Here is a 19,161-nt window from a genome sequence, read left to right on the forward strand (position 1 = left end):
CTTCCCTTGTGTTTAGAATAATAGAGGAGTGATTCAACATGGATATGGCAGAAATCCGTCATGAATTAGATAAAACAGCTGAGAAATTAGCGGACTTCAGGGGGTCTCTTTGACGTCGATCAAAGAAAAACCCGCATTGCTGAACTAGAAGAACAGATGACAGAGCCGGGCTTCTGGGATGACCAGAGTACCGCGCAGAAGGTCATTGATGAAGTGAACGGCCTGAAAGGTCTCGTTCACACATTGGAAGAGCATGAGGAAACACATGAGAATCTGGAAGTTTCCTATGAGCTTGTCAAAGAAGAAGAGGACGAAGAGCTTCTGGAGGACCTCGTTCAGGAAGTGCAGAAGCTGTCGAACGACTTGAACCAGTTTGAGCTGAACATCCTGCTCAGTGAGCCGTACGACAAGAACAACGCGATTCTCGAACTGCACCCGGGTGCCGGTGGTACAGAGTCTCAGGACTGGGCGAGCATGCTGCTTCGTATGTATACACGCTGGGCAGAGAAGAAAGGTTTCTCTGTGCAGACGATGGATTACCTACCCGGCGATGAAGCGGGCGTGAAGAGTGTGACCCTGCTTATTAAAGGTCACAACGCCTACGGCTACCTGAAAGCGGAAAAAGGCGTGCACCGTCTCGTCCGTATTTCCCCGTTCGACTCTTCCGGCCGTCGTCACACGTCATTCGTATCGTGTGAAGTGATGCCTGAGTTCAACGATGAAATTGAGATTGATGTACGCACAGAAGATCTGAAAATCGATACGTATCGTGCCAGTGGTGCCGGTGGTCAGCACGTCAACACCACAGACTCCGCGGTTCGTATTACGCACACCCCGACAAACACGGTTGTAACGTGTCAGTCGGAGCGTTCTCAGATTAAGAACCGTGACCAGGCGATGAAGATGTTGAAGGCGAAGCTGTACCAGCTTGAAATCGAGCGTCAGCAGCAGGAACTTGACGACATCCGCGGCGAGCAGAAGGAAATCGGCTGGGGAAGCCAGATCCGCTCCTATGTGTTCCACCCGTACTCCATGGTCAAAGACCACCGTACGAGTGAAGAAGTCGGAAACACGCAGGGCGTCATGGACGGCGGCCTTGATAAATTTATCGATGCCTACCTGCGCTCGCAGATGGACGGTTAATAACAAAGACTCTCACTTTGCTGTGAGGGTCTTTTTTTGTGTGGGGAACAGCTGTCCAATCGATGCCGTTTCTGCTAGTATAAAAGGGCATACATAATTTGGAGGAGGCGTCACGACATGAAGGTGAAAAAAGCGATCATTCCCGCCGCCGGTCTTGGAACGAGGTTCCTTCCGGCTACAAAGGCGATGCCGAAGGAAATGCTTCCGATTGTTGATAAGCCGACCATACAGTACATTGTCGAAGAAGCGATCCAGTCGGGGATCGAAGATATTATCATCGTTACCGGGAAAGGGAAACGGGCGATTGAAGACCATTTTGACCATGCTTTTGAGCTGGAGGATAACCTTTATAAAAAAGGGAAGATTGATCTGCTTGAAGAAGTACAGCAGTCCGCAGAAGTGGATATCCACTACATCCGTCAGAAAGAGCCGAAGGGCCTCGGCCATGCCGTCTGGTGTGCCCGGAAGTTTATTGGCCATGAACCTTTTGCGGTCCTCCTCGGGGATGATATCGTCCGCTCCGATGAACCGTGTCTGAAACAGCTGATCGATCAGTATGAAGAGACGCAGTCGTCTGTGATCGGTGTGAAGCAGGTGCCGGAAGATGAGACAGACCGCTACGGCATTATCGCTCCGAAGGATCAGCAGGGCCGCCGCTATGAAGTCGAACATTTTGTCGAAAAGCCGGCGGTAGAGGACGCTCCGTCCAACCTGGCCATCATCGGCCGCTACGTATTCACGCCGGAAATTATGGACCTGTTGGAAACACAGGAGACAGGAGCCGGTGGGGAAATCCAGCTGACCGATGCGATTGAACGCCTCAACCTCGATCAGCCGGTGTACGGCTATGAGTTCAAGGGAGACCGCTATGATGTCGGAGATCAGCTTGGATTTATCAAAACGACGCTTGCCATTGCGATGGAAAGAGACAACATGCGCGAGGATGTGCTCGAACTGCTTGCGGAAGTGATGGAAAAGCAGGAATCCAGATAAGAGATATGAAGAGAGCCTAATCCAGGGCTCTCTTCTTTTCTGCTCCTGCATAGATCGTATCATCAGGTGAACACTAAAAAAGGCGTCAGGCCGCTCCTTTACCGTGTTAATACGTTATTCCGCTCTTATTTACACCCTCTGAATGGAATGGTATACTCCATACGGTTTTAGAAGTACGTATACATAGGGAGAGTTGAACATCATGATGATGGCTAAAAAATACCGCAGGGAGCCGGTGCCGCCGGCCCTTCGTCATACGATGGATTACGGTCTCGTCATTCTCGGGTCCTTTTTTGTAGCAATCGCTTTTAACTTGTTTTTACTTCCCAATAACGTTGCTTCCGGAGGCGTTGCGGGGATCAGTACGATCACCAAAGGCGTCTTCGGTTGGGAGCCTGGCGTCGTCCAGTGGGTGCTGAACATTCCCCTGTTTATTATGGGCTGGCTGATCCTTGGGAAAAATTTCGGCTTCAAATCGTTAGTGGGGACGGTCGTTCTTCCGTTTTTCGTTCTTTTAACGAGCTCGATGGATGCGGCAACCCCTGATCCGCTTCTCGGGGCTATTTTTGGAGGGATGGGTGTCGGCCTCGGTCTCGGCATTGTATTCCGTGGACGGGCGTCTACGGGGGGCATCGATCTTGCCGCTCAGGTCATCCATAAGTTCACGCATCTTCCGCTCGGCATCTGCGTGGCGATGCTGGACGGCCTGATCGTGATCACGTCCGCGTTCGTATTTTCCCTTGAGGAAGGATTGTACGCCTTGATCGGTCTTTTCGTCACAAGCCGTACCATCGATTTTGTCCAGGTCGGATTGAATACATCGAAAAACGTGATGATCATCACAGAAGAAGTGGACGAGGTCCGTGATGAGATTTTCCGGCAGATCGACCGCGGCGTAACCGTTCTTAGCGGTGCCGGCGGGTATACCGAACGCGAGCGGCGCGTCGTAATGTGTGTCGTTCAGCAGAATGAATTCATCAAATTGACACAAACGGTCAAGACCGTCGATCCGGGGGCTTTTGTCGTCGCAATGAATGCCACAGAGGTGCTCGGAGAGGGTTTCAAAACGACTTGACTCGGTTATACTTACATTATATTTCTATAAAATACCAGGGGGGATGACATGTGAAAAAACTTTGGCTGGCTATGATGCTGGGACTTATCCTTATTCTCGCTGCCTGCGGAGGCGGGGAAGAATCATCCGATGAAGGTACGAACGAAGAAACGACAGAAGAATCATCCGACAGCAGCTCGGAAGATACGGTCGATGCAGCAGCGGCAGAGGAAGTTTACCAGAGTAACTGTGCGACCTGCCATGGCGGAGATCTTGAAGGTGCAATGGGGCCGGCGTTAACGGAAGTCGGCGGTAAATATTCTGCAGATGAAATCGTAAATATCATCAAAAACGGGAAAGGCCAGATGCCTTCCCAAGGCGTCTCTGATGAAGACGCCCAGCTTGTTGCCGGTTGGCTGGCAGCTAAAAAATAATCCGAGAAACGTCCGGTGTATTCAGCCGGGCGTTTTGTTTTGATAAAGAAATGTAATAATTTCTTAGCTAAAAAGACGGCTGTTTAATGTTATAATGATGGTGTTTGTAACAAGATCTGGCTAATAATAATAAAGATTAAGGTGATACATGTATGATACAGATGCAAGGGGTTTATAAAACCTATCGGAACGGAGTGACCGCACTGAACGGTCTTGACGTGCAGATTGATCAGGGTGAATTCGTTTATATCGTCGGGCCGAGCGGAGCAGGAAAATCGACGTTCACCAAATTGATTTACCGTGAGGAAAAACCGACGAACGGAACGGTTTTGATCAACGATATCAACACGTCCACGATGAAGCAGCGCCGCATTCCGATGCTGCGCCGTAAGATTGGTGTCGTTTATCAGGACTTCCGCCTGCTTCCGACCTTGACCGTATATGAAAATGTGGCCTTTGCGCTCGAGGTCATCGAAGAAGATACGGCCAACATCCGCCGCCGTGTTATGGACGTTCTTGACCAGGTGCATTTGAAAAATAAAGCCCGTTTTCTTCCGGATGAGCTTTCCGGCGGGGAGCAGCAGCGTGTTTCCATCGCACGGGCGATGGTGAACCATCCGAAAATTCTGATCGCTGACGAGCCGACCGGTAACCTTGACCCGGATACGTCATGGGAGATCATGCACATTCTTGAGGAAATCAATACAGGCGGTACGACCGTCCTGATGGCAACGCACAGCAGAGAGATTGTCAACACGATTCGTAAGCGTGTCATTGCCATTGAAGACGGCATGATTGTCCGCGATCAGGCGCAGGGCGACTACGGCTACGAAATGTAATGAAAAGAGACTGTCTCACGAGCGGGGCAGTCTTTTGTTTTTCTATTCTGATAGACCGATAGATTTCCCACCATGAAATAGACATGCAGAAAGATTGGCGTGCATACGTTAATATCAGGCTGTATGACATTTACGTTGCAGGAGCTTTTTTGCTAGTATAGAAGCAATAAGGAAATCCATTATAGAAGGGTGAATGCGATGAATATAAAACCGCGGTACGTAGTGCTTTTTCTAGCGCTTGCGGTACTTTTGGGAGCTGCCGGCTCTTATGTTGGCCTAGAGTATTTCGGAAGCGGCTCCAAGGAACAATCGCAGTCGGAGCAGTACGCCAATACCGAAGCGGAGAACTTTGGTAGTTTAACAGAGGAACAGCAGAAAGAAGTCATAGAAAACATGGGTGGCGACGCTGACCTGAAGAAGGTCGAACAGGCGTATTCTGTCATTGAGGAGAACTACTTGGAGGACGTGGACAAGCAGACCCTCGTGGAAGGCGCCATTCAAGGCATGCTGGATACACTGGAAGATCCGTACAGTGTCTACATGGACCAGGAAACGATGGAGCAGTTCAACCAGACCATTGAATCCAGCTTCCAGGGCATCGGAGCTGAAGTGAGCATGGTGAACGATAAAGTGACCATCGTAGCGCCTATTAAGGGCTCACCTGCCGAGGAGGCTGGCTTGAAGCCGAACGATCAGATTTTAACCGTTGATGGGGAAAGTGTCGAAGGGCTTGACTTGTACGAAGCTGTCCTGAAAATCCGCGGTGAGAAAGGGACGGAAGTGACACTTGAAGTGGAACGTCCCGGCGTCAGCGAACCGCTCAACATCGACATCACCCGTGATGATATTCCGCTGGAGACCGTCTATTCTGATATGAAAACGGTCGACGGTAAAAAAGCAGGCGTGATTGAAATTACATCCTTCTCAGAGAAGACCTCTGATGAATTCCATAATGCGCTTGAGAAACTGGAAAGTGACGGCATGGAAGGACTCGTCATTGATGTCCGCGGAAACCCGGGCGGATTGTTTACCGACGTCCAGGAAATCCTGAAGGAATTCATTCCGAAGGACAAGCCGATCGTGCAGGTGGAAGACCGCAGCGGTGAGAAAACGGAGTATTATTCAGAAATTACCGAGAAAAAAGAGTATCCGGTCACGGTCTTGATGGATGAAGGAAGTGCATCAGCTTCTGAAATTCTGGCCGCTACGATGAATGAAGCCGGCGGTTATGATCTTGTCGGAACGAAAAGTTTCGGAAAAGGAACCGTCCAGCAGGCCATCCCGATGGGCGATGGCAGCACGATCAAGCTGACGCTGTTCAAGTGGCTCACACCGGAAGGCAACTGGATTCATGAAAAAGGGATAGAGCCGACGGTTGAAGTGAAGCAGCCGCAGTACTTCTATACGAACCCTGTGGATATTGAAGATACGCTCACTTATAACGACAACAATGAAAAAGTGAAAAACGTACAGGAAATGCTGAAAGGTCTTGGACATGATCCCGGCCGTACGGATGGCTACTTCAGTAAAGAGACCGAAAAAGCTGTGAAAGCTTTCCAGAAAGATGCCGACCTTGAATCCACGGGAGAAGTGGATGAAAAAACCGGTGGGAAGCTGGAAGAAGCAATCATTGAACAAGTGAGAGACGAAGCCAACGATAAGCAGATGGACAAAGCGGTGGAGGTCTTGTTTGAATAAGCAGGATTCTGCCGATTCATGACGAAATATATCCGTAGTCGATGACTGCGGATTTTTTCGTACGATCAGACCTGTTGGTGAAGTGTTGGAAAGGAGAATCGTGTTGGGCGCTTGGTTTATGGAAATTCTTCAAGGAACGGGCAGACTGTTTTTGCTGCCTTTTTTATACATTGCTCTCATCATGAGTGTGATAGTATCAGCAAATCGAATCAAAAAAGAGAGGCGCATGTTCGGAACACGGGTATTCGACCGTTTTTCTGAATGGAAAGGGACGTGGAGTGTGTCGCTTCTCACAGGACTCGTCATCAGTATCATCGGTGTAGGGGCTGGGCTGACCGTCTCCTACCCGTTTCTTTTTCTCACAGCAGCCATTCTGCTGTTTGTGAGTCTGACTGGACGGCTGTTGTGGTATTCTCCCGCCTACACGCTGGGGGTACCAGGGCTTGTCCTTTTACTGCTGCCGTTGCTGCCGGAAAACTGGAAATCCCACCCTTGGATGGAGACATTGTTCGATACTTCCCTACCGATGGTGGCGCTGCTGTTGAGCCTCCTGCTGGTCAGAGAGGGGTTACTGCTGCTGAAAACTTCCCCTTCTCATACGTACCCGGAGCGGACAAAAGGACGGAGGGGCCTGTGGATCGGGCAGCATAGAGGAAAACGAGTGACCGTTGTTCCGTTCTTTTCCCTTATTCCGGGAGGCTTGATTGAACCGTTCGCTTCCTGGTGGCCGGTCATTCCTGTTGGTGGCGACACGTACGGGGTCATTCTCATTCCTTTCGTTCTCGGGGCGGAGTGGCTCGTACGCGGCCAGTCCCCGGAAATGGCGTCCAAAACGATCGGTCGTCATACGTTCTTATTGGCTTTCTTCCTTACTATACTGGCTGTAGGGAGCTTTTTCTTAGAAATTCTTTCGATTGTCGTATTTGCGCTTGCCTTGATCGGGCGGGAATGGATTTATCTCCGCCACCGGTCAAGAGAGGATAAGCCCCCGTTCTTCACATCGACGCCAAAAGGGGTTCGGATCCTTGGCGTGATTCCTGAGAGCCCGGCTGATCAGATGGGCCTGTTCCCTGGTGAGCTTATTGAACGGGTGAACAGCATCCCGGTCCGTACCGAGAATCAATTTTATGAAGCCCTTCAAAACACAGGCGCGTTCACGAAAATTGAAGTGCGCGATGAATGGGGCGAAAACCGTTATGTGCAGCGGGCGATGTATGAAGGAGAGCATTATGAGCTCGGTCTTGTATTCGTAGAACCGCCGACACATGAAAGTTCGGTCGGGTTCTTTTGATACGAAATAAGAAACGTTGGTATGATTGATTGTGTTTGAAAAAAAGAAGTGGTACGATGGAAAAAACAGAAAGGACTGATGATGCCAAATGATTAACTAATCTATATTTTATTAAAGTGTATGATTTCGAATACCACTAAAATATAGGATTAGTCTATTCATTTATAAAAATCAGTCGTGACCTCCATGTGCTGTTTTCTATTGGCATATTTGTTGGTTTATCATGATGTACGTTGACTAATCCTTCCAATTATTATTGGGAGGATTTTTTATTCCTCTCATAGTTGGTTACCTTTCATCATCTATTTCCCTCGTCTGTACGGAAGTAGATGTGTGTTTGAATATGTAAAGGAGGAATAAAGATGTCGATGATTCAAGTGCAGAACCTGACCTTTTCCTATCCAAGCAGCTTTGACAATATTTTTGAGAATGTAAGCTTTCAAATCGATACCGATTGGAAACTCGGCTTTATTGGTCGCAACGGAAGAGGGAAGACAACCTTCATGAACCTCCTGTTAGGCAATTACGAGTATAGCGGTCAAATCATTTCTTCTGTGGAATTTAATTATTTTCCTACGCCGGTTCCTGATAAAAGGAAAGCCACCCATGAAGTATTGGAAGAGATTTGTCCACAAGCAGAAGACTGGGAGTTCTTTCGCGAGATCTCGTTGTTGGATGTGGACGCCGGGGTTATGTACCGTTCGTTTGATACGTTATCCAACGGGGAGCAGACGAAGGTGCTGCTTGCGGCGCTTTTCCTGAATGAGGGGCAGTTTTTATTAATTGATGAGCCGACCAACCACTTGGATATAGAGGGAAGAAAAATGGTTGCTCATTATCTGAATAAGAAAAAAGGCTTTATTTTAATTTCCCATGATCGAAACTTTGTCGATGGATGTGTGGATCATATCTTATCGATCAACAAAGCGGACATCGAGGTTCAGAACGGGAATTACTCTTCATGGAAGCTGAACTTTGACCGTCAGCAGGAACTGGAGGACGCGGTCAATGAACGGCTTAAGAAAGATATAAGCAGGCTGAGAAAATCATCAAAGCGCTCAGCCGGCTGGTCTCATAAAAAAGAAGCTTCCAAAAATGGCACGACCAACTCTGGTTCTAAAATTGATAAAGGATATGTCGGCCATAAAGCAGCTAAAATGATGAAGCGTTCAAAAAACATAGAAGCCAGGCAGCAGAAAGCCTTGGAAGAGAAGGAAACACTCCTGAAAAATGTGGAGTCCAGCGAGTCATTAAAATTAGAGCCGTTGAAATTTAAGTCGAAGGAACTTCTTCGTGTTGAAGAGCTAACCGTGATGTATAACGATGCCAAAGTCAATCAACCGGTTAGTTTCACTGTTGAGCAGGGGGACCGAGTCGTGTTCGATGGTAAAAATGGTACAGGGAAAAGCAGTATTTTAAAGCTGATCTTAGGAGAACCCATCCATCACTCGGGAACCATCACATCAAATGCAGGACTGATCATCTCCTATGTGAAGCAGGATGCTTCTGATTTAAAGGGGAGTTTATCCAGTTTTATAGAAGAAAACCATATCAACGAGCCGTTATTTAAGGCCATTTTACGTAAGATGGATTTTGAACGGGTGCAATTTGAAAAAGATCTATCCACTTATTCGGAAGGTCAAAAAAAGAAACTGCTCGTAGCCAGAAGTTTGTGTGAAAGAGCTCATGTATACATCTGGGACGAGCCCTTGAATTTTATTGATATGTATTCCCGTGTGCAGATTGAGGATCTTATTGAAAGGTTTCAACCTACCATGCTTTTTGTGGAGCATGATCAAGCATTTAAGGAGAGAGTGGCGACAAAAGCCATCTCTTTATAGCTGTACACATGATTTCATTAATTACCCCTTTTTGGAAACGACTGTTGAAGTTAGGAATGAGGAAATGAAACAATCATTAAATACATTAGGTTCCATGATTCTTTTTATCGGAGTCGTGCTGTTTATCCTTAGGTTTCAACCAGGTATGGATCTTTTTTTTACACCTTGGCTCTTTTCTATTACAGGGCTGGGTTTCCTGGCTTTTTCTGCGATTTCAGCTAAAGAAGAAGCGAGTCTTTTCTGCAGGGTAGGCTTGCACAAGTATGAGAAGATCGGCTGGATGATGAAATAAAGTCCAGAGCTGTATATCAGTGTCAAAGGTGTGGAAAGAAGAAGAAAGTGTTCAGGGCTTTCTAAAGCTGTGTTAAGTCAGTAAATGATAATTAACGCCTGCCTCAACATCAGCGGAGGCAGGCGTTATTATGTTCGTTAGAAGGTTGCTGTTAATTCTTTACCACCGCACGTCAATTCCTTCAAACTGCAGCTCTTCATATTCTGGTACGACGGCGGGATCGACCCTGACGATGGTCAGGGATTTTAATTTCAGAATATCTTCAGCTGTCCCTTGGAAGGAAGAATTAATTAAATTCAAATACTGGACATTCTGCATGCCTTCAGACACCTGGCTTAAATCATTGACTGTGGAACCAATGAAAGTGACCTGCTCTAACGTTGGAACCTCCTTCAACAATTCACCGGGGATAAGAGCCTGGTTCAGTTTCAATACTTTTAAGGATTTCATGGCCTTGAAGTATTCAGTGTCAGCGTCGACATGAAACGTTTCGGTCAAATGAGAGGCATTGATGGTTAATTCCTCAAGATCCAGTAAGTCCCCTTTTTTAAGAGTATCTGGTTCTTTATCCAGTGAACGTGCAATGGACCGTAATAGAAGGTCCTGCATAGAAACAGGTTCATCAGCTCCCGCAACTTTTACAAAGTCTCTTTGTGTCCTATTGATGTCGTATTTTTCTTTCGTTAAGGATTTCCTATCCTCGGATAAGTAAATCAGTTCAGCTGATGTGAAAATGTTGTATTCTTCACTCCATTGAACAACGAGAAACAAATCAAGCTCATTGTTTTGATAGGCTTCTATAGACGGAGGCGTGTGACTGGGGTCAGCTGTGTCCGGCACTTCAGAATCAGATGAGAAAATGAAGGATATTCTTTCCGTTTCCTCTTCTTGAGAAGCTTTTATTTCCTTTCCATTGAAGTCTTGAACAAGTTCCCTTATTTTTTGTTCCTTCGTCTGGTTGATTACGACCTCTTTTATTCTTTCAATCTTTGTGTCAAGATCCAGTGTGGTTTCTTTTACTTCCTCCTCCTCTTCCTTTCCCTCTTTTTTATCTGGTCCTTCTATGAACTTATCTTCATTAGGAGAAGCAGGGGACTGAAGCGGATTTTCTGAAGTGAAGAAGTATAGGGACCCGGTCAGCATGAGTAATGCCGTCATCACTGTCAACAATTTAGGGAAGGCCTGGTGCAGCCAAAGGAAACGACTATTTTGTTTGTTGGCGTAAAAGCGTCGGCGATCTTCATTCGTGAATAGGGGTTTATCGCTGATCTGATCATCTATCGCTTTTTTTATCCTCTTTTTATTCAAGAGTCAGTCCCTCCTCGTTGACTTGTTGTTTTAACAATTGACGAGCCCGCTGCATGCGTGTTTTAACTGTGGACAAGGCCGTATTGGTAACATCCGCGATTTCCCTCTGCGTCATATTCTGTTGGAAGGTTAAAATCATCACTTCCCGATATTTCACGGGCAGATTCAGGATAGCTTCCGCAATTTCGTCCCATTCTTCTTTTTGTATAACCGTCTCTTCCAGATGTTCAGGATCTTTTTTATCCAGCCATTGATCTTTTACAATTTTGATCCGGTGTATAGGAGAGCGTAAATAGTCTTTGCACCGATTGATAGTAATCCTCATGACCCAGGTCTTTAACTGGGACTGCCCGTGGAATTGATCCCACTTCCGATAAATGAGAATGAGCACGTCTTGAAAAATGTCGTCGGTGGTGTGGTGATTTTTCACATAGGTATAAATGGTTCGTTTCATCACTTCTCCATAGTGAGTCATAATGTATTCGATGACTTCATCACGTGAGAAGTGTACTTGTGTCTGACCGGTCACTAGCCTCTCTCCCTTCTCATAGATTAGACGTTCGGTAATCTGTGAGGGTCTCACAATACAGGAATATTTTTGCAGGGTAAATCTATGGAAGAAAGGAAGGAAATCAAATCATGAATTTAGACATACCAAATTGGACAATCATTCTCTCCGTCGTGTTCCTCTGCCTCTGTTTTTACTTCACTCTATCATTTATTGAAAGCATACAGGACGGGGAGAATCGTGTAGTCAAACAATCAAAATCAGCGGCTGTCCTTTGTTTTGCTGCAGCATTTTTAATCCCTGTATGTGTGAGTTTTATTAACGGGTGATATTTTCCTCGTCAGAATTGAAACCAAGCCCTCACTTCTCCCAAAGGTGAGGGCTGTTTTTTTATGTCCAATGATTTACACTCTGACATCCTCCTGACACATTCAAGACTTATAGTGTAATCAGTTCAAAGGAAATGAGGGAGCGGAATGAGTGAACCGAAGACATCACTTTTAAAAGTAACCGGCATCGCCTTATCCTCAGGGATTTTAGGGGCAGCACTTACATTAGGAACCGTGTCTCAAATGGAAGAACTGCCGAATACATCTGAAACGGCCAGCGCGCCTCAAGAGGCAGTGGAGGCTGAGACAGAACCATTATCCACAACGTCTGCGTCTACAGCGGATGTTGCAGAACAGGCCTCGGAAGCGATTGTCGGTGTCGTAAACTTGACGAACCAGCAGACGCCGTTTGCTTCGGGAGAGGATGTGACAGAGGCGGATACAGGCTCCGGTGTCATTTATAAGGTGGAGGACGATGCCGCCTATATTGTGACGAACAACCATGTGATTGAAGGGGCATCGGAAGTGGACATCTCCCTTTTTGACGGGGAGACCACCTCCGCGGAAGTCATTGGCGCCGATGCGCTTACGGATATTGCCGTTTTGAAAATAGAAGGAAGCTTTGATATCGAACCACTGGCCTTCGGCGACTCCGATTCCATCCGTGCAGGCGAGGATGTCCTTGCCATCGGGAACCCGCTTGGCCTGGACTTATCCCGGACGGTCACCCAGGGGATTGTCAGTGCGGTCGACCGGACGATTTCTGTAACGACGTCTGCTGGAGAGTGGGATCTTGATGTCATACAGACCGATGCCGCCATCAGTCCGGGGAACAGCGGGGGTGCGTTAATCAATGCCTCAGGTGAGTTGATCGGAATCAACAGCTTGAAAATGGCGGATGCCGATGCGGAAGGGCTTGGCTTTGCAATTCCAAGTAATGATGTGGAAACACTGATTGCGGACATGAGTGAAGATGGTCAGGTGGACCGCTCCTACCTCGGCGTGGGTGTCGTCGGCGTCAATGAGGCGCCTGCCCAGTACCGGACGTCACTGCCGGAAGGAACCGAAGAAGGCGTCATTGTCGCCTCTGTCGATGAAACATCAGCCGCTGCTAAAGCAGGCCTGCAGGTTGACGATGTGATGACTTCTATCGATGGAGTGGCAGTCTCAGACAGCACGGACCTGAGAAAATATTTATATACAGAAACAAACGCAGGCGACACCGTCGTCGTGGAATTTTACCGAAATGGAACTTCGCAGACGGTGAATGTGACCCTTACGGAACAAATCAATGAGTAGAATAGGAGTTTTGAAAAGATGAATAAAAAAATGCTGCTGGGAGGAGTGGTGGCGGTTTCCGCTGTCCTCCTGATTATTTTGAGCCTGAGTATGGATCCGAAGGAAAGTGTAGCTTCCGTGAACGGAGAAGAAATTGAAAAGGAGGAGCTGTACGATACGCTGGTGGAACAGTACGGTCAGGAAACGCTGGATACGCTGATTACCAACAAAATCGTTGAACTGGAAACAGAAGACAATGACATTACGGTGAGCCAGGACGCTGTGGAGGAAGAACTGGCTATGTACTATGATCAGTACGGTGGTGAGGAAGCCTTCCAGTCCACTCTTGAAGCAAGCGGGATGACGATTGCGGACGTAGAGAAGGATATTGAAGATTACTTAGCTGTTGATCTGCTGCTTGCTGAGAGGATTTCCATCACTGATGAAGAGAAGGAAACGTATTTTGAAGAAAACAAGGAAAGCTACAATCAGCCTGAGCAGGTAAGTGCGAGACACATCCTGACTGAGACCGAGGAAGAAGCGGAGGAAGTATTATCAAAACTGGACGATGGCGAGGCGTTTGAGGATCTGGTGGCCGAATATTCCATCGATGATACGACAGTGGCCTCCGGAGGCGATCTAGGGGCGTTCAGTGAAGGTGAAATGGTCGAAGCCTTTGAGGAGGCCGCTTTTTCCATGGAAGTTGGGGACATCAGTGATATCGTTGAGACGGAGTACGGCTATCACATCATTGAAGTGACCGACCATACCGAAGCGCAGGATGCAGTTTATGATGAAGTCGAAGAGGAAATTGGTGAGACGTTATACCAATCCAAAGTCAGTGAAGAGTACGACCTTTGGATGCAGGAAAAAATGGAGGAGTACGATATTGAAAACACTCTGGAGTAAATAAGAAAAGGCCAGCCGTTTATAGGCTGGCCTTTTCAGTTTCTTGAACATGTATTTGTCCATTGTGTTTTTTATGAGGGTCACGGTCACGGCCTCGGCTAAAGCCACCTGCCCAGGATCTTCGGCTCGCGCTGTTCCCGCAGGCGTCACCACCCAACGCTTCTCGAACCTATTCATCTAATAACTCCTGACAATCATAAACACGGGAGGGATGTCTCTACAACCTGAAAAGGTCAGCCATTTACGGGCTGACCTTTTTTCGATGATTGATGGAGGAGCGCGTCTCCAGATAGGAAAGCAGCGCTCCGATGATTTGATCCTTATCGTAGTCCATCGAGGCGACGTGGTAGGAATTCTCCAAGACGTATTTCGATACATTGTGGGAAGAGACTTTTCTAAGGATGTAATCGGTATTCTCCGGTGGAACGACGTTGTCAACGCTGGACACCAAACAGGTGAGTGGACATCGAATGCCGGATAATTTTCTTCTGACGACCTTCATATACTTCAACAGTTCCTGGTAAGCGGTCAACGGTGTCTGGGTATAGGTGATCTCCACCGCACCGGGGTCTTTGATGTCAGGCTTTCCTTCCTCTATATAAAAGGGTTCGGACGCTTGTTCCAGGTGGGAGAACGCCGGGATATACATAGCTGGGTTGATTAACGCTATGCCGGAAATGCCGGGATATTGAGCAGCGAGGTCCAGGGTCAGCGTGCCTCCCATCGACTGACCGATGACGAATACTTCCCTGCACCGGGAGTACAACTGCAGATAAGCGGCTTCGATTTCCATATACCAATCGGAGAACGAGCAGGAAGCCAGATCTTTATAGTGCGTTCCGTGACCTGGAAGTCGTGGCACCGATACGGTATAACCTTGATCCGCCAGCCCTTCTGCCACCTCTCTCAGACTCTGGGGCGTTCCTAAAAAGCCATGACAGAGCAGTACCCCTGTATCATTTCCTTCAAAAAACAACGATTCCGCACCATCAATAACCGGATAGGCTTCCTTCATCATGTTTCCCTCCATCTTCATTCACTGGTCGTTCGATAAAAATCTATTAGTGCTATTAAAATACAATAATTCCGATAAGTCAACTATGTTATATAAGCTGATCCATTCGATCAACGCTTTCCTTCCATGTGAAATGGATTTTTCAAGGGCCATCCAGGAATGCTAGAATAGCAGAGAAAGTGTAAAAGGGGGCTTGCTATTGAAGGGAATCCTATTGGTGCTTTTATCTGTTTTAATCCTGACAGCGTGTCAAAGTGAAAGGGAATGGTCCTTCTCTGAAATTGGGAAAAAGGATCTTCCAGGGGACGCGTTGTCCTATTTTCAAACGGTAAAAAATAGACATGGAAATTATATGTTCCAAGACGGAGATCAGAATACGGTGTATATCTATTTGAACGGAACAAAACAGGGCGAAGGGGCGGAATATTATACATCCTTCGAGGTCCGGGCAGAAGAAGATACGCTGAACCTGTTATACAAGACAGAGGCCGGCGCTGGTGATTCGGTTAAATCCGAACGCTTCTACAGAGTCGACGGTTATCAAAGTTATGAGATCCTGAGGATTTATGAAAACGGAAAAGAAGCCGCCTTTGAGACCATATCTCTGGGTGGATAATTTTCTCTATCCCTATAGAAAAAGGACTCTCCTCCTCTCATTGCCTTACCCTGATCCATAGGCGTCGCCAACGCCTATACTGCAATCTGGTCATGTGGTGAGGTCTTGAGGAAGTTAAAGCCTGCGGGAACAGAACAGACCCACCCAAAACCGGAACCTGCGCTTCTTTTACCTACATAAATAAAACAACATGAAAGTGAGCTTGTACGATGCGGAAAATTCTTGCTGCCTTAATCAGCAGTTTTGTAACAGCTTTATTGGTTTCTATTTATCTCACATCGGATTACAGCAATCTGGTCGGAAACTTATATTTTAATTTAGTCAACATCTATTTGGGGCATGCTGTGTTTGCCCTCCCCCTGTCTTTCATAGCCGATCGTTTAAGCAGGCAGCTGTCGTTGGGACGCTTTTTTATTGAGTGGGGCCTGTATCTTTTAATTGGACCACTTCTAGCTGTGTTATTGGCTGTCTTTACGATGTTCTTAAGCTTGTATCTCATACCGATCAGTTTCATTTTTCCAATCACCTACACGCTCGTTAAAAAAATCCCTGCTGCTTCCCTAAAGAAGAGTCTGACAGCGGCTGTCCTCTTATCCGTTACGGTGATCACGGTTATGTATTACAGTATCCGTTAGTTTCAGGGTCATAAATAAGCTGTTTGGGTCTTCCTTGTAGCCGGCGAAAGGACCACAGAAAACAAACCCGAAGTTCTTATACAGCTGGACAGCCGGATGGAACGCCTCTTGAGACCCGGTTTCAATAAAGAGCTGTGTATACCCTCGGGCGCTGGATTCATTTATGATGTGTTGGAGCAATCTGTGGGCGACGCCTCGTCTTAAATGGGAAGAGGCCGTTCTCATCGACTTGATTTCTCCGTGCGCCGGATGGAGTTCTTTCAACGCTCCCATTCCTGCCAGCTCTCCCTTTTCCCAGGCTGTCCAAAAGGTCACGCCGGGCTGTTTTAATTTTTCTATATCCAATGCGTGGATGCTTTCTGGCGGGGAGTGCAGGGTCATATTGAAAAGGTGTTCCTTTATGAATGCTTGTACTTCATCGCTTGTTAAATCATCGTTTTTGATGTCCATCCATGGCCCCCTGTTTTATACGTCCTCCATCTACATTTCGCGTTTAAACGGGACTTGTCCTTTCCGGCCCCCTGTGTTGTAATGAAAATAACAGTTTTATAGCATGTTTCACTAGGGGAGCCCTGTTGACCGGGCTGAGAAAAGCAGAAGCTTTGACCCTTACAACCTGATCTGGCTCATACCAGCGGAGGGAAGTGAAGCGGTCGATGATTGATCTTTTCTTACATGATGATCAAGCCCGCTCCTTCTCTCGAAGGGGCGGGCTTTTTATATGGAAGGAGAGAGTACGATGATTCAGTTAGAGGAATTGCTGCAGAGAGTAGAGGAAAAGGAAGAGCAGATGCACCAGCTTCTGGGGGACTTGGTCGCCTTTCCGACGTTAAGCCCTCCAGCCCGAAATGCGTCGGAAGCACAACAGTACATAGAAAAGTATTTAAGCCGGATGGATTTTGAAATAGACACGTGGGAACTGTACCCCGGCGATCCGATTGTCGTCGGAACGAAAAAAGGAACCGACCGGGAACACAGCAGAAGTCTCATCTTAAACGGTCATATTGATGTGGCCGCTCTGGATGACGGCGAAAAGTGGGAGCATGATCCTTTCACGCTCACGATTCAAGGCGACCGGCTTTATGGCCGAGGGACAGCGGATATGAAAGGTGGAATGGCCGCAGTTCTATTTGCACTCAAGCTTCTTCATGAAGCGGGCATTCAACCAGCCGGCGACCTTCATGTGCAGTCCGTCGTCGGTGAAGAGGTCGGAGAAGCAGGAACAAAATCCTGTGGAGAAAGAGGGTATTATGCCGATTTAGCCATCGTATCCGATACAAGTAACTGCGCCATTCAAGGGCAGGGGGGCGTTATTACCGGATGGATAATGGTTGAAAGCCCGGAAACCTTCCACGATGCGGAACGCCGTTCGCTCATTCACGCCGGTGGAGGAAGATACGGAGCGGGGGCGATTGAAAAAATGATGAAAATCATCCAGTCGCTGCAGGAATTGGAGCAGCACTGGGCGGTGACGAAATCGAGTCCAGGCTTTCCACCTGGATCGACGACAATCAATCCGGCTGTCATTGAAGGTGGAAGGCATGCCGCTTTTATCGCCGACCGCTGTGCTTTATGGATTACCGTGCACTATTATCCAGAAGAGCATTATGAAGATGTGATCGAAGAAATTGAAGCACATGTCCGTGCTGCCGCTCAGGCCGATCCATGGCTGAAAAACCATGCCCCTCAATTCAAATGGGGAGGAACGTCCATGATCGAGGAGCGCGGAGAAATCTTCCCCGCCTTTTCTGTCGATCCTGCCCATCCAGGGGTACAGCAGCTTCAACAGGCCCATAAAATCATCCATGGTACGCCGGCGGAAATGTCCATGTCTCCGACTGTGACGGATGGAGGATGGCTCTCAGAAGCAGGCATCCCGACCATTCTCTACGGTCCCGGCACGCTGGATCAGGCGCATGCGGTGAATGAGTCGCTGGACCGGGGACAGCTGTTGGATTATACGAAAACAATGATGGCTTTTTTATACAATTGGTTTCAACAAGCAGATGACAAGGAGGAAGCGTAATGTTTACAGGCCGTTTATACGAAAGTGCCCGTCCGATTTGGGAGGCCTACCTCGATCATCCATTCGTCAAAGGGATTGGGGACGGCACGCTCGAGCTTGAGAAATTCCAATTTTTCATGCGCCAGGATTATTTGTACTTGATTGATTACTGCCGCGTGTTTGCTCTTGGTTCCGTTAAGGCGAAAAGCCTGGATACGATGACGATGTTCTCTGAACTGCTTCATTCCACTTTAAGTGAGGAAATGGAGCTGCACCGGAACTATGCGGAACGGATCGGCATCAGCCGGGAGGAGCTGGAGGAAACGAAACCTTCTGCCACCCTCCTCGCCTATACGAGCTATATGCTGAACAAGGCAAATCAAGGATCAGAGGCTGAGGTGGCGGCCTGTGTGCTGGCCTGCACATGGAGCTACAACGTGATCGGCCTTCACCTTGCCGAACAAAATCAAGGAGAAAAGCACGAGTTTTACGGCGATTGGATTGAGATGTATGCGTCCGAAGAATTTTCTGAGCTTGCTTCCACACTGAAAAAATTAATCAACGAGCTGGCTGACGGACTTCCTGAAAGGGAAAAAGCTCACCTCGAAGAGATCTTTATTCATACGAGTAAGCTGGAGTATATGTTCTGGGAGATGGCGTGGAAACAAAAAATGTGGGTCGAGGAAGAGAGCTTTTTGAATACCTGAACACCCCTCTCCTCTTTTGAAAAGAGTTTAGACGCACTCAACTGCCTATCTGCCATGTGGATGACCACGATCCGCTTATCGGTGGATGCTTGCCGTGGGCCCGGCCTCAGCTAACTTGGACAGGAAGATCACCTGTCCAAGTGGATCTTCGGCTCTTGCTGATCCCACAGGCGTCACCACCGAACGCTCCTCGTGACATCCGCAGATTTCCTCTGACAAGAGAAGTTATCCAACTTGGAATAAGGTTAATCAAGAGTAAAACGTTC

The 19,161-nt window shown here is 47.6% G+C and carries 19 protein-coding genes and 1 riboswitch; of the genes, 15 read left to right on the plus strand and 4 right to left on the minus strand.

The window, feature by feature from the left end; all coding sequences use genetic code 11:
* Window positions 1-38 precede the first annotated feature (38 nt).
* From prfB to ACXAJH_RS11375, 9 genes are all read left to right on the plus strand, one after another.
* Window positions 39-1,143 (plus strand): peptide chain release factor 2 gene (prfB, locus tag ACXAJH_RS11335; RefSeq protein WP_474994006.1). Its coding sequence is split into 2 segments (ribosomal slippage): window positions 39-110 and window positions 112-1,143, totalling 1,104 coding nucleotides; the frame shifts between segments, so codons are not numbered across the junction.
* A 117-nt stretch (window positions 1,144-1,260) separates the two neighbouring features.
* Complete coding sequence (gene galU / locus ACXAJH_RS11340) at window positions 1,261-2,136, plus strand: UTP--glucose-1-phosphate uridylyltransferase GalU (protein ID WP_474969444.1); 876 nt, start codon at window positions 1,261-1,263, stop codon at window positions 2,134-2,136.
* 259 nt (window positions 2,137-2,395) lie between these two features.
* Window positions 2,396-3,211, plus strand: a complete 816-nt coding sequence (locus ACXAJH_RS11345) for a YitT family protein (protein ID WP_474970433.1) — start codon at window positions 2,396-2,398, stop codon at window positions 3,209-3,211.
* Between the two features lie 50 nt (window positions 3,212-3,261).
* A complete protein-coding gene (gene cccB / locus ACXAJH_RS11350; protein WP_474969443.1) occupies window positions 3,262-3,624 on the plus strand; it encodes a cytochrome c551 in 363 nt (120 codons plus the stop codon).
* Between the two features lie 152 nt (window positions 3,625-3,776).
* Window positions 3,777-4,463 carry a cell division ATP-binding protein FtsE gene (ftsE, locus tag ACXAJH_RS11355; protein ID WP_474969442.1) on the plus strand — a complete coding sequence of 229 codons (687 nt, stop codon included), beginning with the start codon at window positions 3,777-3,779 and terminating at the stop codon, window positions 4,461-4,463.
* A gap of 198 nt (window positions 4,464-4,661) precedes the next feature.
* A complete protein-coding gene (locus ACXAJH_RS11360) occupies window positions 4,662-6,161 on the plus strand; it encodes a S41 family peptidase (protein ID WP_474994008.1) in 1,500 nt (499 codons plus the stop codon).
* 100 nt (window positions 6,162-6,261) lie between these two features.
* Window positions 6,262-7,452 carry a PDZ domain-containing protein gene (locus ACXAJH_RS11365; protein ID WP_474994010.1) on the plus strand — a complete coding sequence of 397 codons (1,191 nt, stop codon included), beginning with the start codon at window positions 6,262-6,264 and terminating at the stop codon, window positions 7,450-7,452.
* A gap of 362 nt (window positions 7,453-7,814) precedes the next feature.
* On the plus strand, window positions 7,815-9,293 hold the full coding sequence (locus tag ACXAJH_RS11370) for an Lsa family ABC-F type ribosomal protection protein (protein ID WP_474989744.1): 1,479 nt from the start codon (window positions 7,815-7,817) through the stop codon (window positions 9,291-9,293).
* Between the two features lie 64 nt (window positions 9,294-9,357).
* Window positions 9,358-9,585 (plus strand): hypothetical protein, encoded by a 228-nt coding sequence (locus ACXAJH_RS11375; RefSeq protein ID WP_474994012.1) that lies wholly within the window; start codon window positions 9,358-9,360, stop codon window positions 9,583-9,585.
* A 159-nt stretch (window positions 9,586-9,744) separates the two neighbouring features.
* On the opposite strand, the gene ACXAJH_RS11380 is transcribed toward ACXAJH_RS11375, so the two are convergent.
* Window positions 9,745-10,893, minus strand: coding sequence for a hypothetical protein (locus ACXAJH_RS11380; protein WP_474994014.1), 1,149 nt, complete (start codon window positions 10,891-10,893; stop codon window positions 9,745-9,747).
* A complete protein-coding gene (locus ACXAJH_RS11385; RefSeq protein WP_474994016.1) occupies window positions 10,886-11,422 on the minus strand; it encodes a sigma-70 family RNA polymerase sigma factor in 537 nt (178 codons plus the stop codon). Before ACXAJH_RS11385 ends, ACXAJH_RS11380 begins: the two co-directional genes overlap by 8 nt.
* 455 nt (window positions 11,423-11,877) lie before the next feature.
* Between ACXAJH_RS11385 and ACXAJH_RS11390 the strand changes: the two genes are divergently transcribed.
* Window positions 11,878-13,029, plus strand: coding sequence for a S1C family serine protease (locus tag ACXAJH_RS11390; RefSeq protein WP_474994018.1), 1,152 nt, complete (start codon window positions 11,878-11,880; stop codon window positions 13,027-13,029).
* Between the two features lie 18 nt (window positions 13,030-13,047).
* Entirely contained in the window at window positions 13,048-13,917 is an 870-nt protein-coding gene (locus ACXAJH_RS11395; RefSeq protein WP_474994020.1) for a peptidylprolyl isomerase, read from the plus strand.
* Between the two features lie 241 nt (window positions 13,918-14,158).
* Here ACXAJH_RS11395 and ACXAJH_RS11400 read toward each other — a convergent pair whose 3' ends face one another.
* Window positions 14,159-14,932 carry an alpha/beta hydrolase gene (locus ACXAJH_RS11400; RefSeq protein WP_474971046.1) on the minus strand — a complete coding sequence of 258 codons (774 nt, stop codon included), beginning with the start codon at window positions 14,930-14,932 and terminating at the stop codon, window positions 14,159-14,161.
* A 199-nt stretch (window positions 14,933-15,131) separates the two neighbouring features.
* On the opposite strand from ACXAJH_RS11400, the gene ACXAJH_RS11405 reads away from it, so the two are divergent.
* Both ACXAJH_RS11405 and ACXAJH_RS11410 read left to right on the plus strand, forming a co-directional pair.
* Window positions 15,132-15,548 carry a hypothetical protein gene (locus tag ACXAJH_RS11405; protein ID WP_474994022.1) on the plus strand — a complete coding sequence of 139 codons (417 nt, stop codon included), beginning with the start codon at window positions 15,132-15,134 and terminating at the stop codon, window positions 15,546-15,548.
* A gap of 209 nt (window positions 15,549-15,757) precedes the next feature.
* On the plus strand, window positions 15,758-16,183 hold the full coding sequence (locus ACXAJH_RS11410) for a hypothetical protein (protein WP_474994024.1): 426 nt from the start codon (window positions 15,758-15,760) through the stop codon (window positions 16,181-16,183).
* Here the strand turns inward: ACXAJH_RS11410 and ACXAJH_RS11415 are convergent.
* Complete coding sequence (locus tag ACXAJH_RS11415) at window positions 16,139-16,633, minus strand: GNAT family N-acetyltransferase (protein WP_474994026.1); 495 nt, start codon at window positions 16,631-16,633, stop codon at window positions 16,139-16,141. The genes ACXAJH_RS11410 and ACXAJH_RS11415 overlap by 45 nt on opposite strands.
* 103 nt (window positions 16,634-16,736) lie before the next feature.
* Window positions 16,737-16,843: riboswitch (TPP riboswitch) on the plus strand.
* Window positions 16,844-16,922: 79 nt separating this feature from the next.
* Between ACXAJH_RS11415 and ACXAJH_RS11420 the strand changes: the two genes are divergently transcribed.
* Together ACXAJH_RS11420 and tenA are read left to right on the plus strand one after the other, a co-directional pair.
* Window positions 16,923-18,209: an acetylornithine deacetylase gene (locus ACXAJH_RS11420; protein ID WP_474994028.1), complete on the plus strand. Its 1,287-nt coding sequence runs from the start codon at window positions 16,923-16,925 to the stop codon at window positions 18,207-18,209.
* The gene (gene tenA / locus ACXAJH_RS11425; protein ID WP_474994030.1) at window positions 18,209-18,895 is read left to right on the plus strand and encodes a thiaminase II; all 687 of its coding nucleotides are present in this window, start codon (window positions 18,209-18,211) and stop codon (window positions 18,893-18,895) included. The genes ACXAJH_RS11420 and tenA overlap by 1 nt, the downstream gene beginning before the upstream one ends.
* The last annotated feature ends 266 nt before the right edge of the window (window positions 18,896-19,161 follow it).

Source organism: Halobacillus sp. ABD4_316 (assembly GCF_056161385.1).